The sequence below is a fragment of the Serinibacter arcticus genome, assembly GCF_003121705.1.
Classification (GTDB): domain Bacteria; phylum Actinomycetota; class Actinomycetes; order Actinomycetales; family Beutenbergiaceae; genus Litorihabitans.
In genome coordinates, this window is record NZ_PYHR01000002.1 from 2,965,670 (window position 1) to 2,981,047 (window position 15,378).

Sequence of the window (15,378 nt, forward strand, 5' to 3'; positions counted from 1 at the left end):
CCGCCCGGCGCGGCCCCGGCCTCGGGCGCGGTGGTCTCGGGGCGGGCTTCGCGGCGTCGTCGTCCATCGCCCCATCATGACTCCCCTGCCGCGATCGGGGAGAGGTGGAAGAGTGGAGGTCGTGACCAACGACGCCACGACCACGCCCTCCGTCCGCTCCGCGATCGACGCCCCCCTCGGCTGGCTCGGCAGCCCGGCCCACGCGCGCTGGCTCGAGCAGCACACCGACGAGCTCATCGCCTTCGCCTCGGGCAGCGCGATCGACGCCGGCTTCGGCTACCTGCTCGGCGACGGCGAGCTCCGCGGCGGTGACGACGCCGTCGACGGCGAGGCTGAGCTCTGGATCACCTGCCGGATGATCCACTCCTACAGCCTCGGCGTGCTGCTCGGCCGCCCGGGCTGCGCCGTCCTGGTCGACCACGGCCTCGCGACGCTCGAGCAGACGTTCGCCGACCACGCGAGCGGTGGGTGGTTCTCCAAGGTCGCCCCGGAGGGCCCGACGGCGGACGTCAAGGAGGCGTACGCGCACGCGTTCGTGCTGCTCGCGACCTCCTCCGCGCTGCTCGCCGGCCGCGACGGCGCCGACATCCTGCTCGAGCGGGCCAAGCAGGTGCACCTCAGCCGGTTCTGGAACGAGGACGAGGGCATGGCGGTGGAGTCGTGGAACGCCGACTTCACCGAGTGCGAGGACTACCGCGGCGTCAACGCGAACATGCACACGGTCGAGGCCTACCTCGCGGTGGCCGACGCGACCGGCGAGGACGTCTGGCGCGAGCGCGCGCTGCGGATCCTGGAGCGCGTGCTCGGCTACGCGAAGGACTTCTCCTGGCGCATCCCGGAGCACTTCACCACCTCGTGGGAGCCGCTGCCCGACTACAACACCGACGAGCGGGCGCACCCGTTCCGCCCGTACGGCGCGACCGTGGGGCACTGGTTCGAGTGGGCGCGGCTCGCGCTGCACGCCCGTGCCGCGGTCCTGGCCCACGGGGGCAGCGAGGGCGAGACGGCCTACCTGCTGGACTCCGCCGTCGCCCTCTTCGAGGCGGGGGTGCGCGAGGGCTGGGCGGTCGACGGCGCGGACGGCTTCGTCTACACCGTGGACTTCGACGGCGCACCCGTCGTGCGCGACCGGATGCACTGGGTGGTGACGGAGGCGATCGCGGCGGCCGCGGCGCTGTGGCGCGCGACGGGGGAGACCGGCTACGCCACCTGGTACGCGACCTGGTGGGACTACGCGCAGCTGACGATGCTCGACGGTTCCGGGTCCTGGGTGCACCAGCTCGACGTCGACAATCACCCGGCCGACTCGGTCTGGCCGGGCAAGCCCGACATCTACCACGCCATCCAGGCGAGCCTCATCCCGCGGCTGCCGCTGTGGCCGGCGCTCGCGAGCGCGGTGAAGGCGGGGCTGCTCGACAGCTGAGGGCCGTCGGCCGAGGCGGCGGCGCCCGCCGAGAACGGTCCAGCTCGCGGCTGGAGGCTGGTAGCCGCGAGCTGGGCCGTTCTCGATGGGTCGGATCCCGTTACCGTCCCAGGGCTTTCCGGATCTGGGCCGGCACGTAGCCCGGCCGGCGCAGGTCCTGGACGGTGAAGCGCAGGACGACGATCCGCCCCGCGGCGACCAACGCGTTCTGGCGCGCGCGGTCCGCGTAGGCGGCCTCGGGGTGCTCGTGCACCTCGCGGCCGTCGATCTCGACGACGAGCCACCGGCCGCCGGGGAGTCGCCAGGCGAGATCGCCCCGCAGGACCCGACCGTCGGGCAGCTGGATCGGTAGCTGCACCGCGTCCGGCGGGATCCCGGCGTCCACGCACTCCAGGCGCGCCCAGGTCTCGAGGAACGACTCCGCCCGACCGTCCGCGAGGTCGAGGCAGCACCGGAGGTGGCGAGCCCCGCGTCGACCGGCCGTGAGCTCCCGCACGGCGTCGATCGAGCTGAGGGTCCCCGACGCGAGGGCGGAGTCGACGGCGGCGGTGAGGTGGAGCCGACCGAGCTGGGTCGCGGACTGCGTGAGCGCCCACGGCACCGTCGCCGCGCGCGTGCCGCCGGCGAGCGTCACGACCTCGAACCGACGGTGCTGACTCACGAGTTGACCCGGGCGGTCCTGGTGGTCGGCCCGCGCAGCCGTGGCGCGGATCCGCAGGGGCAGACCGCGGTTGCCGTGGAGCGCCAGGGCGGCGACGCCGGTCGCGACGGCGTCGTCCCCGCACCGGACGAGAGCGAGATGGGCGGCGCGCACCCGCTGCTCGGACGGAGTCCGCGCGGCGTGGGGGTCGGTGTCGAGGACGCCGGGGGCGGGCCGGTCCCACAGGCCCGCCTCGACCCGACGTCGTCGCGAGTCGGACAGGACGCCGAGGCGGGTGCAGTCGTGGGCGGTGACGTAGCCGCTGCGCCGGGCGGCGACGTGCAGCAGCTCGGCGGGGAGGGGAGGGAACCGTGACATCCCGGGACAGTGGCAGCCGGGAGGTCGGGGCGTGGTCGGCCGTCCCCAGGCAGACGGGCCACGGATCGGTCGACGTCTGTGGGGACAGTCGAGCCCCGCGAGAACGCCCCAGCTCGCGGCTCGGCGGCCGGAGCCGCGAGCTGGCTCGTTCTCGCGAGCGCCGGTGCCCGCGAGAACGAGCTGGCTCGCGGATAGGGGGGCTGAGGCGCGAGGTGGGGCGTTCTCGCGGACGACGCCGGAGGGGCCGGCCACCGTGCGGTGACCGGCCCCTCCGGGTCGTGGTTCAGATCAGTGGCTCAGATCAGCGGAGCCACCGGTTCTTCTTGACCAGGTCCAGGCCGCCCCACCACTTGCCCAGGCCCCAGGTGTCACCGGCGAGCGTCGCGGCGGCGATCAGGAGGAGGCACGCCTCCACCCAGTGCGAGTCGAGGATGGGGTTGGTGCTCCCGGCCACGAACACGGGCCACTCGGCGAGGTACATGAAGATCATCAGCAGCGTGCCGCTGACGGCGGCGATCCGGAGCCCGGCGCCGGCGAGCATCGCGACGCCGATCCCGAGCAGCCCCGCCATGAACAGGACGTCGCCGAACGGGTTGATGAAGAGCTCGAAGAAGCCCTTGAACGGCGAGGTGCCGTCGGGGCCGGTCATGCCCTTGAGGAAGCCCTGGGCGGGGGTGCCGCCGTTGATCCAGGCGCGCTCGGCCGGCGTCGAGAAGCCGAGGCCGAAGGTCTTGTCGAGGAAGGGCCAGAGGAAGAAGAACCCGATCACGATCCGGGAGAACGCCAGCACCTTGCGGGCCAGCGGGCTGGTGACGATCGACGCCTGGCTCTCGGCGGTGAGAGTCGTGGTGGTCGACGTGGTTGCGCGTTGCGCGGTCGCGCTCATCTTCTCGGTCCTTTCGGGGCGAGGGTCGCGGTGTGCGACCCGATGACTCCACCCTCCCGCGCCCGCGCGCCGATATCTCGGGCCCAAGGTCCCAACTTTCCGAGCGCCCGGTCTCGCGACCAGAGGGTCCCTCAGGGGCGCGTGAGGAAGACCAGGCGATCGACGCCGTCGGGCACCTCGACCTCGCCCACGCCCAGATCCGCCCCCGCCCCCACCGGCTGCGCCACGAACAGGCTGACCTCGAACCCGCCCGGCAGCTCGCCCGCCCGCACCCGCGCGTCGCCCAGCGAGCGCGCCCGCGCGACCTGCGCCGCCTGCCGCGGCCCGACGGCCGTGTTGAGGTTGATCCCGTCGGCGACGGCGCCCGCGAGCTCCACCATCGCGTCCGACCCGCCGCCCAGCACGATCGGCGGCGCCTGCCCGGCCACGACGCCGGCGAGCCCGTCAGTCGCATACCTCCCGACGGCGTCGCTCCCGTTCCAGATCGCGCGCAGCGACGTGACGTACTCGCCCAGTCGCTCACGCCGCTCGGGCGCCGGGGCCGGCGCGCGCCGGAGAGCCGCGTCCTCGCGCGCGAAGGGCGACGACGGCGCCGACCCCGACCCGAGCCCGCACACCACGCGCCCGGGGGCGAGGTCGCCGAGCGTGTCCATCGCGAGCGCGAGCTGCGCCGGGTGGCGGTTGTGGAGGTTGGCCACGAGCGTGCCGAGCCGTACGCGCGACGTCCGCGCCGCGATGGCACCCAGCAGTGCGAACGGGTCGCGCGAGGCCCCGACGCCGGGCGCGGTGAGGGACGCGAGCGAGGTGATGTGGTCGAAGACCCAGACCCCGTCGTAGCCGTCGTCCTCGGCGCGGACGGCCAGGTCGACGATCGCGCGTGCGTCGCCGCCGAACGGGGAGATGACCAGGTCGCGCCTCATCGGGCCATCCTCCTACGTGGCGGGCCTGCGACGGAGCCGCGACCCCGGCCTACCGCCGCCCGCGCAGGACGGCCGCGACGGCGTCGTCGAGCACCTGGAGCTCCTCGGCGGCGTCGTGCCGCGCGACGGGCAGGATCCGCGATGTCGCCAGACCGTCCACGACCGTCATGAGCAGCCGCGCCGAGCGTTCCTCGCTGCCGGGGGCGACGGCGCCCTCCTCCGCCAGCACCGCCAACCAGCCGGCGACCCGACGCCGGAGCTGGGCGCCGTTGGCGGCCCAGGCCAAGCGGCTCTCGGCCGTGGCGTCGGGGCCGAAGACGGCGGCGAGCGCCTCGGCCCACCGGCTGAACGGCAGCTCCTCGACCAGCGCCTGCGGCGGCAGCAGCTGCAGCAGGCACTCGGTCAACCGCTCGGCCGGCGGCCGGCTGGAGTCGCGGATCGCGAGCTCGGACGGCGGCTCCTCGAGCGCCCGGTCCAGCACCGCCTCGCGCAGCGCGCGCTGCGTGGGGAAGTAGTGGCGGAGAGTGCTGGCGCCGATCCCGGCCTCCAGCGCCACGGCGCGCACGGTCGGGCTGGACTCGGGGTCGGCGGCGAGCAGGCGGCGGGCCGCCTCGACGATCTGGTCGCGTCGGGTGTCCACGGTGGTCCTCTCAGTGACGACTAGCACATTGTACTAACGGGACATGCCTTGCTACTGTCCTGGCACAGTGTGCTAGTACGCCGTGCTAGAGCCGATCGAGGAGCGCGGGAGCGCAGGGAGCAGGAGCACGATGAGTCAGGCCACCACGTCAACGCCGACAGCCACCCCCACCCGCCGTCTCGCGGTCTGGCACTTCCTCGTCCTGACCGTCGCCTACCTCGCCCTCGTCCAGGGCACGAGCGCCGTCCTCATGGCGGGCCAGGTCTTCGAGTACGCCGCGCCCACCTCGATCGACTACGTCGTGCGTGCGCTGGTCGTGCCGGTCGGCCTGGGGATCGTGCTCGTCGTCGGCGTCGTCGCCTACCTCGGCACCTGGCAGCAGATCTTCGTCGACCGCGTGCCGCTGCGCCGCTGGGTCGGGTGGATCGTCGTCGCCCTGCTCGTCACGGTCGTGGCGATCACGAACTACTCCGGGCTGGGCGAGAAGGGCCTGGCATTCGCTCTGCTCCTGCTGATCGCGACGCTCATGGTCGGGTTCGGCGAGGAGCTCCTGTTCCGCGGGGTCGGCGTCCAGGCCTTCCGCAATGGCGGCTTCAGCGAGTTCAGGGTGGGGCTGTGGACCACCGTGCTGTTCGGCGTCGCCCACGGCACCAACATCTTCTCGGCGGGACCCAGCGTGCTGATCCAGGTCGTGCTGACCACGGCGACCGGTTTCGTCTTCTACCTCGTGCTGCGCAGCACGGGCGCCCTCGTGATGGCCATGGCCGCGCACGGCCTGTGGGACTTTTCCGTGCTCAGCACCCAGGTGAATCCCGAGGACCCGTCGCCGCTGGCGAACGTCGCGGCGGTCGTCCTCGGGATCATCCTGCTGACGGTCCTGGTGCTGAGGAAGCGGCTCTCGCCGGCCACCTCCTGACCGCCCTACGGCAGCAGCACCACGCTCCCGGTCGCGACGCCGTCGCGCAGCATCTGGTGGGCCTCCTCGGCCCGCGCGAGCGGCAGCGTCGCGTGCACGAGCGGGCGGATGCGCCCGGCGGCGACGTGGGGGAGGAGGTGCGCGACGACGTCGTGCACCACCGCAGCCTTCTCGGCCGCCGGCCGCGCGCGCAGCGTGGTGCCGTGGACGCTCGCGCGCCGCTGCATCAGCTCGAGCAGGTCGAGCTCGCCCCGCCGTCCGGCCTGCGTGCCGATGACCACGAGCCGCCCGCCGGACGCGAGCCGGTGGACGTTCTCCGCCAGAGCGCCGCCCCCGAGCACGTCGAGCACGACGTCGACGCCGCGTCCGTCGGTCGCCTCGCGGACGTCCGCGGTCACCTCCCCGGGGGTGCGCTCGCGGTGGTCGATCACGACGGCGGCGCCCAGGTCGCGGACCGCGTCCAGCTTCGCGGTGCTCGCGGTGGCGATCACGCGCGCACCGAGCGCGGCGGCGACCTGCACGGCGATCGAGCCGATCCCGCCGGCGCCGCCGAGCACGAGCACGGTCTCGCCGGCGCGCAGGCCGCCGACCGGGCGGTCGCCCACGCCGACGAGGTTGGACCACACGGTGGCCAGCGCCTCGGGGAGCGCGGCGGCCTCGGCGTCGGACAGACCCTCGGGGATCGGCAGCAGCTGCCCGACCGGCGCCACCACGTGCGTCCCGTACCCGCCGCCGGCCAGGAGCGCGGCGACGCGGTCGCCGTCGTGCCACGCGGTCACGCCCTCGCCGACGGCCGCGATCGTTCCCGCGACCTCGAGCCCGGGATGCGCGGGCGCGCCGGGCGGGGAGGGGTAGTGGCCGGCGACCTGCATCAGGTCGGCGCGGTTCACCCCCGCCGCGGCGACGGCGATGAGCACCTCGCCGGGGCCGGGCTGCGGGGTGGGCACGGTCGCGGCGCGCAGGGCGGCGTCGTGCACCTCGAGGATCGTCGTGTCGGTCACAGCGTCACCGCGGGGCCCGGTTCAGGCGTCGTCGCCGGCGCGCAGCGGCTCGAGCGCCCGGGTCCACGCCTCGAGCTGGTCGAGCATCTCGCCGACCTGGGGCGTGAGCTCGTCGCTCGGGGTGAACGTGGAGAAGTCCTCGAACTCCGTGGCGAGCGGGAGCGCGATCTGCGCCCGCACGGTGGCGATCTGCAGCTCGGAGGCGATGAGGCGCAGGTGCTCGACGGCGCGGACCCCGCCCGCGCTGCCGTAGCTGACGAAGGCCGCGGCCTTGTTGTTCCACTCCGCGTAGACGAGGTCGAGCGCGTTCTTCAGCACGCCGGTGGTCGAGTGGTTGTACTCGGGGGTGACGAACACGTAGCCGTCGTAGCGCGCGACGACGCGGGCCCAGGCCTTCGTGTGCTCGTGGGTGTACTGGCCCATGGACGGCGGCACCGGCTCGTCCAGGTGCGGCAGGGGGTGGTCGGCCAGGTCCACGAGCTCGTACGTGACGTCGGAGCGACGGGAGGCGAGGTCGAGCACCCAGCGGGCGACGGCCTCCCCGTTGCGGCCGGGGCGGGTGCTTCCGAGGACGATCGCGATCGTGGTCATGCCTTCCAACGTACGGTCGGTCGGCAGTGGAGTCACGGGCCGTGATCGGAGGCGACGGACGACCACGCGACGGCGGGCGGGCCCGCGCCGTCGCCGTCCGGGACCGAGCTCCCGAGCGCGAACGTGAAGACGAACACCCCGAGGGCGATCACCGTGATGACGACGAACACGATGAGGAAGACGACCCTCCCGAGCGAGTTCGCGCCCGTCCGGACCGGCCCCACGCGGAACGGGTCGCGCAGCCCGCCCTGCCGCGGGGGTCCGGTCGGGGCGTAGGGGTTGGGCCCGAGGTCGGCGCCCGGCGCCGCGTCCTGCGTCCCGACGTCGGCGCCGGCCGCGGCGTCGGACACCCACAGCTGCCAGCCGGCGGGCGGCGGGCCCCAGGCGGGATCGGGCTGCCAGCCGGGCGGGGGAGTCCACCTGGGCGGGGCGTGGGCCAGCTCGGCGGAGGGTTGTAGGTCATGTCGCACACCTGCCTCTCGGCGATCGCGGGTCGCCTCGTCCGTCGGATGGGCCGAGACCAGGGTGCCACCGCTCGCGCGTTCGCACGGGTCTACGCTCGGACCATGCCTCTAGACGCCGAGTACGCACCGAGCACGTCCGACTGGGCCCGTGAGCAGGCCGAGCTCATCGAGAGCTCGGGCGGCACGCAGGGCACCGAGCTGCACGGCCGACCGGTCATCGTGCTGACCACGCTCGGCGCCAAGTCCGGGAAGCTCCGCAAGACCGCCCTGATGCGGGTCGAGCACGAGGGCGTCTACGCCGTCGTCGCCTCCCTCGGCGGGGCGCCGAAGCACCCGCAGTGGTACTTCAACATCGTCGCCGAGCCGCGCGTGGAGCTGCAGGACGGGCCCGACAAGCACGACTACGTCGCGCGCGAGATCACCGGCGAGGAGAAGGCGACCTGGTGGGAGCGTTCCGTCGCCGCCTTCCCGCCCTACGCCGACTACCAGGTCAAGACCGAGCGCGAGATCCCCGTGTTCCTGCTGGAGCGCACCGAGGGCTGAGCCCGGCGGCGGTCGGCCCGCGACTGGCACAATGGACCGGGCTCGACGGCGGTCATCCGCCGCGCCTGCTCCGGGAGAGGTGACAGAGCGGCCGAATGTGACGGTCTTGAAAACCGTTGTTGTGCAAGCAACCAGGGGTTCGAATCCCCTCCTCTCCGCGGCGTGACGAGGGCGGGGCGCCGACCGGTGCCCCGCCCTCGTCCGTTCTCCGGTGACGTCTCGCGAGCGCTCAGCTCGCGCGGTCGGCCACCCGACGGAACAGCAGCTGCGCGCGCACCTCGGTGTGGCCGGGCGACTTGTCGACGGCGACGTGGTCGAGCTGGTCGAGGCGCCAGCCGAGGTTCTCGACCGACTGGATCAGCGGCCCGATGTCGAACGCCGTCGAGCTGCCCAGCAGGCCGGTGATCCGGCTCTCCACCGGCACCGCGCAGGTGAAGATCGACCAGCCCTCACCGAGACGCTGCGACGCGAGGTCGAGGATCGGCTGGGCATCGTCCTGACCGAGCAGGGTCTGCGTCATCGTCGGCTCCTTCTGGCCCGCTCGGCGTCGGGACGGTCCCTCGCGAGGCGCGGCCGGGTGCCCCTCCATCGTGGCATCCGCGCGGCTCTCACCCCAGCGTCACCCGCAGGATCTCGTCGACCACGACGGCGAGCGGCGCGCCCGCGTCGATCCGCACCCCCGTCGCGGGGACGTCCTCCTGCGTGCGGTGCAGGCGCTCGATCAGCTCGCGCTCCCGCGTCCGACCATGCCCGCCCCACTCGTCCGCGGGCCGCTCGTCGAGCCGTCGCGCCAGTGTCGCGGCGTCGACCGTGAGCACGACGATCGCGTCGAACACGTCCGCGAAGGCCGCGACGTTCCGCGAGCCGCCGCAGAAGAACGTCACCGGGTGGCTGTGGTCGAGGGCCATCGCCCGCACCTCGTCCGCGCGCCACAGGTGGTGGTCGTGCACCGCGAGGCCGGTGACGTCGTCGCGCGCCTCACCGGTCTCCGGATCGCCCTGGTAGGCGAGCTCGCGGTCCCCGTTGATCGCGTGATGACCGCGACGGCGGAGCTCGTGGCAGACGGCCGTCTTGCCGGTTCCCGACACGCCCTCGACCAGGACGTTCCGCAGCCCCACGCCTCGCCCCCGGTCTCAGGACCGCGCGCGCCGGTGCACGGCCCCGAGCACGCTGCTCGGCGCGATCGTCACGTCCACCCCGAGCTCGCCGATGTGACCCAGCTCGACCGGTGAGGCGAGCGTGTCCGTGACGAGGATGTCGATGCGGTGGGCCGGCACGGTCTGGACCGTGGAGTCGACGCCCACCTTGGTGTGGTCGGCCAGCACCACGACGCGGTCGGCGGCGGCCATCGCCGCGCGGTCGATGCTCGCGACGTGGATGTTCGGGGTGCTGAGCCCGTGCCGAGCGGTCAGCCCGTTGCCGGACAGGAAGGTCGTGCGCACGCGCAGCCGGCCGAGCGCCGCCTCGGCGTCGCCCCCGACCACGGCGCGGATGTTGCCGCGCAGCACCCCGCCGATCATGAAGAGGTCGACGTCGTGCGCGTCGGCGAGCTCGCCGGCCACCAGCAGCGAGGTGGTGGCGACCATGAGCCGACGGCGGGTGAGCAGCCGGGCGAGCGCCTGCGTCGTCGTGCCGGCACCGATGAAGATGGCGTCGCCGTCCTCGACCAGGTCGAGCGCCGCGGCGGCGATCTCCTCCTTCTCCGACAGCGCGACGCCGCTCTTCTCGACGTAGGTGGGCTCGTCGATGGCGGACTTCAGCAGGCTGGCGCCGCCGCGGCGGCGCTGCAGCAGACCGGCCTCCTCGAGCAGGCGCAGGTCCCGCCGGATGGTGATCTCGGAGGCGCGGACGGTGCGCGCGAGATCCGCGACGGAGACCGAGCCGTGGACGGCCAGGACCGACAGGATGACCTGGCGTCGTTCGTCGGTGAACACGGGACGCTCCTTCGTGTCGTCGTGCGGGGGGCGGCCGTGCCCCTCGTTCTTTCGACCCTAACCCCGGCCCACGACGGCGGGCGCCCGACCCGGTGAGTGCTCACCGGAACCGGACGCCCGCCGTCGTGCTCAGCCCCCGATCAGGGCAGGGCGTCGAACCGTGACAGGAACGCGGCCATCGCGTCCCGGTTGACGGGCTGCAGCGGCTTGTAGTCCGCCGAGCCGTCGTTGCCGACCCAACCCGTGGAGATCTTGTTCTCCGCGAGCCAGGAGATCTCGTCGTAGAACTGGTTGCTCGTGGTCACGTCCAGGAACGGGGACGTGGCCGGAGCGTCGTAGTCCGTGACGGCCGCGAGGCGGAACAGGAACGCCGCCATCGCGTCACGCGCGATCGGGTCGAGCGGGCGGAAGCTCGCCGTCCCGTCGGCGTTGGCCCAACCGGTGGAGATCTTCGTCTCCGCCAGCCAGGTGATCTCCTTGTAGAACTGGTCCGTCGGCTTGACGTCGACGAACGGCGAGACGGTCGGCGCCGTGAACTCGGGCGACTCGGCGAGTCGGTAGAGGAACGCCGCCATCGCGTCACGCGCGATCGGGGCCAGCGGTCGGTACTCCCGGCCCTGCGGAGTGACCCACCCGGTGCTGATGCCCTTCTCGGCGAGCCAGGTGATCTCCGAGTAGAACTGCAGGCCCTGGGGCACGTCGAGGAAGAACGTGCGCACCGTGACGTCGAACGTCGCCGTCTGCTGGCGACCCTCGACCTCGTAGGTGAGCGTGATGGTCTGGGTGCCGACGGTGGTGCCGTCGAACCCGGTGACCGTGAGCGCGGTGAGCGGGACGTCGGCGACGGTCTCGTCCGAGAACGTGGCCGTCACCGCCAGCCCCGCCAGGTCCAGGCTCTCGCCCAGCACGTAGTCCGTCTTCGACGGCGGCGTCACGATCGTGAGCGCCTCCAGCGTGGCGGCGTCGATGGGCGTGAGCCCGGCGACGGCGGCAGCCAGCGCCGCGGTCGCCTCCGCGACCTCCTGGGAGGTGGCGTCGGCGTCGGCCAGCACGGCCGCCGCCTGGTCGAGCGCCGCCTCGAGGACGACCCACGACTCCGGCTTGAAGTCGTCCTCCTCGAGGAGGAGCGCGGCGTCGTACGCGGCCTGCAGGCCGGACTTCACCACGGCTCCGACGACGGACTCACCGTTGACGACGGCCGACACGATCCGGAGGTTCCCGGTCGCGGAGTACGGCGTGGCGTTGGTCAGCCCGACGCGGATGCGCTGCGTGAACACGCTGTCGAAGTCGAGCGTGGTCGGGGCGTTCGAGGCCGTGGCGAACGTCGTCTCCAGGCCCTCCACGTCCTGCCAGGCCAGACCGTCCCAGTACTGCGCGGTGACGGCCGACGGGCGGGCGTTGGGGCCCTCCGCCGTGAAGGAGAGCTGGACCTGGTCGAAGGTCCGCTCGCCGTCCCAGAACAGCTCGAACCACTCGTGCGTCCGCGAGGCCGAGTAGGCCGGGAGGAGCACGTTCGCGCCGCGGGAGTACTGGTTGCTCCACGCCGACGCGGTGTCGCCGTTGAGCGCGTTGTTCGGGTAGGTGGTGGCGGCCCCCGTGAAGGTGGCCGTCGCCAGGGCGCCGGCACGCAGCGGGGAGTCCGCGGGCAGAGCCGCGAAGTTCCACGCCTGGTTGTTCGCGCCGAGCGTCGGGTTCGCGGCGATGTCGCCGCTGGCCGTGCTCGTCACGACGGAGACGTAGGCCTTGGCCGGCGTCTCCACACCCTCGACCGTGCCCGTGATCACGAGCTCGCCCGGGGTGGCAAAGGACGAGGCCGGGGGCATCGTCCACGTGACCTCGCGCGTGACGCCGAAGGCACCGACGGTCGCGTCCGCGTAGGTGACCTGGACGTCGACGGGCAGCGTCGGGACGCTCCCGACCGGTGCCGCGTAGGCCACCGGGGCGATCCCGGTGAGCGTCGGGGCCAGGGTGGGCTGCGCCGGCGCGGTGCCGGTGCCGTCCTCGGTGGCCGCGATGGTCACGACGGCGGGCTGGAGCCCGTCGGCGCGGGCGGTCAGCGTGATCTGGCCGACCGCGTCCTTGTCGGACTGGACGATCGCCAGGACCTTGCCGGCGTAGGCGCTGCGCTGGGAGTAGGTGCTCCGCTGCTCACCGTCCCACTTGTACGGCTCGGTGCTCTCCTGCTGGCCGTTGTCGACACCGACGATCGCGCCGTTGTCCACGGTGAACTGCACCAGGTTGTCGGCGTCGGGGACCTCGTTGCCGTCCTCGTCGACCACCGTGGCCTCGATGTAGGCGAGGCTGCGGCCGTCGGCCGTGATGACCTCCTTGTTGGTGCTCAGCTCGATCGTGTACGGCGAGGACGCCGTGGCGACCGTGTCGATCGCGACCGGCTCCGTGGCGTCGGCGGAGTCGTAGGCGCGAGCCTCGAGCACCCCCTCCGCGAACGGGACCTTCCACGTCAGGTGGAGCTTGCCGTAGTTGGTGCCGGCCGGGATGGCGCTGTCACCGCTGGCGTCCACGATCGTGGCACCGGTGCTGGCGTAGCCGCCGGTGTTGCCGTTCGAGGTGGGCCAGGTCTTGTCGTCGGCGACCGCCTCGGACGTCTCGAGGTACTGCTTGCCGTAGGCGGTCTCCTTCACGTCGAAGGACTTGCGGCCGAGCGACTCGCCGTTGAGGAAGAGCTCGACGGTCGGGGCGTTCGCGTTGACCCAGACCTCGACCTCCTCGCCCTCGCGCCACTCGTTCCAGTTCCCGGGCAGCACGTGCACCTGGGCGCCGTCGGCCGGGTCCAGCCACTGGCTGCGGAACAGGTGGTAGGAGTCCTTGGGGAAGCCGGCCGTGTCGATCGCGCCGAAGGAGGAGACCCCCACCGGGTAGACGGAGTACGGCGTCGGCTCGCCCAGGTAGTCGAACCCGGTCCAGATGAACTGACCCAGGAACGCCTTGCGGTCACGGTCCTTCTTCAGGCCGTACTCGTTCGACATCGTCCAGGAGGCGAAGTCGTTGTCGTAGTTCGAGCCGCCGCGTCGACCGGGCGTCAGGTTGATGCCGGTGTTGCGGATGGTCGGGTCGAGGTAGACACCGCGCGAGGACGTCTGCGAGGAGGACTCGGACTCGAAGAAGAACGTGCCCGGGAAGCGCTCGGTCAGGCGGTCGACCGAGATGGCGGTGTTGTAGTTGAGCCCGTAGCCGTCGAGGAACCGGTTGACGCGACCCCACGTGGAGTCGATCGCCGGGGGGTTGCGCTGCTGGTCGCCGCCCATGGTGACGAGGCGGTTGGGGTCGATCGCCTTGATGCCCTGCGTCAGACGCACGGCCTCGGTGTACTCGTTGATGGCGGTCGCGCCACCGAAGCCGGCGAGGTCGTACTTGCTCGGGTCGTACCAGCTCGGACGGCTGCCGACGCCGCGGACCTCGTTGCCGATGGACCACATGAAGACGGACGGCTCGTTCTTGTCGCGCTGGACCATCTCGCGGATGACCCAGTCGCTCCAGAGGTACTGCGCGCCGTCGTAGTTCACGGCGGGCGTGGGCGGGCTCAGCAGACCGTTCGGCCCGAGGCCGGCCCAGTCCTGCGGGACCGGCTGGAGGAAGAAGCGACCGAAGTCGTAGGTCGCCTTGGTGGCGCCCCAGCCGTCGTAGGCCTCCTCGACGACGATGATGCCCTTCTCGCTCGCGACCTCGATCGCGTCCTTCGCGGCGGGGTTGTGCGCCGTGCGGAAGGCGTTGACGCCCATGCTGACGAGCTTGTCCCACTGACGGTCGAACGCGTCCTTGTTGGCCGCGGCACCGAGGGCGCCGGAGTCGTGGTGCAGGTCGACGCCCTGGATCTTGGTGTAGACGTCGTTGACGTACAGACCGCCCGAGGAGGGGTCGGTCAGGTCGACGTCGGCCACCTCGAACCAGCGGAAGCCGAAGCTCGTGTCGACGGTGTCGACCAGCCGCGTCTCGACCGTGCCGTTGCCCAGGTAGAAGAGCTCGGTGCGGACCGTGTAGAGCGTCGGGTCACCGATGTTCCACGGGTACCAGAGGTCGACGGCGGGGACCGTGATCGTGTCGCTCAGCGTGGTGAGCGTGCTCGGGTTGGTCTCGACCGGGTCGCCGACGGCGGTCGCCGCGACGGTGCCGTCGGCCTCGATCACCGAGGTCTTCGTGTAGATGATGCCGTTGGTGGCGTCGGAGAAGACCGAGGCCTCGAGCTCCAGCTGCGCGCTGCCGTCGGCGTTGTAGGTGGTCTCGAGCGTCGGCGTCGTGAGGTCGATGCCGTGGCGCACGAAGCGGACCGGGTCGGTGACGACGAGGTTCACCGGGAGCGTGATGCCGCTTCCCGTGTACCAGCGGCCCGACGGCGCGGGGTTCTGCACCTTCACGACGATGGTGTTCACCGCGTCGTCGCCGTAGACGAGACGGTCGGTGAGGTCGTAGGCGAAGCCCGTGTAGCCGCTGGGGGTGGTGCCGACGAGCTCGCCGTTGAGGTAGACGACCGAGTTCTGGTAGACGCCCTCGAAGTCGATCGTGACCCGCTTGCGCTCGGCCTGCATGGACTCCGGGACGGAGAACGTCTTGCGGTACCAGCCGAGGCCGCCCTGGAGGTAGGCCTGGGAGTTGGTGGAGCTGGAGACCTTGTCGCCCTCGATGCTCCAGTCGTGCGGCGTCTGGACCGTGCGCCAGGCGCTGTCGTCGAACGCCGGGTCGATCGCCTCGGCGGTGGTGACGCCGACGTCCTCGAGCTCGAGGGTCGCGTTGCTCAGGACCGTGGGGGTCCGGGTGGCGAGGAAGAACTTCCAGTCCTCGTTGAAGTCGATGGTGCGGGCGCCGGAGTCCTCGATCACCTCGGGGACGGCCGCGGCGGCGACCGCGGTGGAGCTGGTGGACGGGGTGGAGCTGGTCGAGCTGGGTGCTGCGAACGCACTGCTGGCTGTGCCGATGAGGAGGCCTGCTGCCAGGGTGGCGCCGATGATCGATTTCGATCGCTTCATCGAGGCTCAATCCTTCCTTGCATTGAACTGGCGCCTCACCGATGAGACGCCTAGATTCCG

General features: G+C 72.3%; 14 protein-coding genes and 1 tRNA gene. 4 read left to right on the forward strand and 11 right to left on the reverse strand.

Annotated features, from left to right (window positions below; all coding sequences use genetic code 11):
- The first annotated feature begins 121 nt into the window (after positions 1 to 121).
- Complete coding sequence (locus tag C8046_RS13240; protein WP_235866330.1) at positions 122 to 1,423, forward strand: AGE family epimerase/isomerase; 1,302 nt, start codon at positions 122 to 124, stop codon at positions 1,421 to 1,423.
- A gap of 100 nt (positions 1,424 to 1,523) precedes the next feature.
- Here C8046_RS13240 and C8046_RS13245 read toward each other — a convergent pair whose 3' ends face one another.
- The 4 genes from C8046_RS13245 to C8046_RS13260 form a co-directional block, all read right to left on the reverse strand.
- On the reverse strand, positions 1,524 to 2,441 hold the full coding sequence (locus tag C8046_RS13245) for a hypothetical protein (protein WP_109229854.1): 918 nt from the start codon (positions 2,439 to 2,441) through the stop codon (positions 1,524 to 1,526).
- A gap of 301 nt (positions 2,442 to 2,742) precedes the next feature.
- Positions 2,743 to 3,327 (reverse strand): DoxX family protein, encoded by a 585-nt coding sequence (locus C8046_RS13250; RefSeq protein ID WP_109229855.1) that lies wholly within the window; start codon positions 3,325 to 3,327, stop codon positions 2,743 to 2,745.
- Positions 3,328 to 3,458: 131 nt separating this feature from the next.
- A complete protein-coding gene (locus tag C8046_RS13255; protein ID WP_109229856.1) occupies positions 3,459 to 4,247 on the reverse strand; it encodes an LLM class flavin-dependent oxidoreductase in 789 nt (262 codons plus the stop codon).
- A gap of 49 nt (positions 4,248 to 4,296) precedes the next feature.
- The gene (locus C8046_RS13260; RefSeq protein ID WP_158277218.1) at positions 4,297 to 4,887 is read right to left on the reverse strand and encodes a TetR/AcrR family transcriptional regulator; all 591 of its coding nucleotides are present in this window, start codon (positions 4,885 to 4,887) and stop codon (positions 4,297 to 4,299) included.
- A 130-nt stretch (positions 4,888 to 5,017) separates the two neighbouring features.
- Here C8046_RS13260 and C8046_RS13265 point away from each other — a divergent pair, with 130 nt between their 5' ends.
- Entirely contained in the window at positions 5,018 to 5,803 is a 786-nt protein-coding gene (locus C8046_RS13265; RefSeq protein ID WP_109229858.1) for a CPBP family intramembrane glutamic endopeptidase, read from the forward strand.
- 5 nt (positions 5,804 to 5,808) lie between these two features.
- Here C8046_RS13265 and C8046_RS13270 read toward each other — a convergent pair whose 3' ends face one another.
- From C8046_RS13270 to C8046_RS18490, 3 genes are read right to left on the reverse strand one after another with little or no spacing between them, the layout of a single operon-like run.
- Complete coding sequence (locus C8046_RS13270; protein ID WP_109229859.1) at positions 5,809 to 6,804, reverse strand: NAD(P)H-quinone oxidoreductase; 996 nt, start codon at positions 6,802 to 6,804, stop codon at positions 5,809 to 5,811.
- Between the two features lie 21 nt (positions 6,805 to 6,825).
- On the reverse strand, positions 6,826 to 7,395 hold the full coding sequence (locus C8046_RS13275) for an NADPH-dependent FMN reductase (RefSeq protein ID WP_109229860.1): 570 nt from the start codon (positions 7,393 to 7,395) through the stop codon (positions 6,826 to 6,828).
- A 32-nt stretch (positions 7,396 to 7,427) separates the two neighbouring features.
- The gene (locus C8046_RS18490; protein ID WP_158277219.1) at positions 7,428 to 7,745 is read right to left on the reverse strand and encodes a hypothetical protein; all 318 of its coding nucleotides are present in this window, start codon (positions 7,743 to 7,745) and stop codon (positions 7,428 to 7,430) included.
- Positions 7,746 to 7,961: 216 nt separating this feature from the next.
- Between C8046_RS18490 and C8046_RS13280 the strand changes: the two genes are divergently transcribed.
- Together C8046_RS13280 and C8046_RS13285 are read left to right on the forward strand one after the other, a co-directional pair.
- Positions 7,962 to 8,402, forward strand: a complete 441-nt coding sequence (locus tag C8046_RS13280; protein ID WP_109230939.1) for a nitroreductase family deazaflavin-dependent oxidoreductase — start codon at positions 7,962 to 7,964, stop codon at positions 8,400 to 8,402.
- 73 nt (positions 8,403 to 8,475) lie between these two features.
- Positions 8,476 to 8,560, forward strand: a tRNA-Ser gene (locus C8046_RS13285).
- Positions 8,561 to 8,631: 71 nt separating this feature from the next.
- Here the strand turns inward: C8046_RS13285 and C8046_RS13290 are convergent.
- The 4 genes from C8046_RS13290 to C8046_RS13305 form a co-directional block, all read right to left on the reverse strand.
- On the reverse strand, positions 8,632 to 8,922 hold the full coding sequence (locus C8046_RS13290) for a hypothetical protein (protein ID WP_109229861.1): 291 nt from the start codon (positions 8,920 to 8,922) through the stop codon (positions 8,632 to 8,634).
- 88 nt (positions 8,923 to 9,010) lie between these two features.
- The gene (locus C8046_RS13295) at positions 9,011 to 9,520 is read right to left on the reverse strand and encodes an AAA family ATPase (protein WP_109229862.1); all 510 of its coding nucleotides are present in this window, start codon (positions 9,518 to 9,520) and stop codon (positions 9,011 to 9,013) included.
- 15 nt (positions 9,521 to 9,535) lie between these two features.
- Entirely contained in the window at positions 9,536 to 10,336 is an 801-nt protein-coding gene (locus C8046_RS13300; protein ID WP_109229863.1) for a DeoR/GlpR family DNA-binding transcription regulator, read from the reverse strand.
- A gap of 140 nt (positions 10,337 to 10,476) precedes the next feature.
- Entirely contained in the window at positions 10,477 to 15,318 is a 4,842-nt protein-coding gene (locus C8046_RS13305; protein WP_109229864.1) for a sugar-binding domain-containing protein, read from the reverse strand.
- Positions 15,319 to 15,378 lie beyond the last annotated feature (60 nt).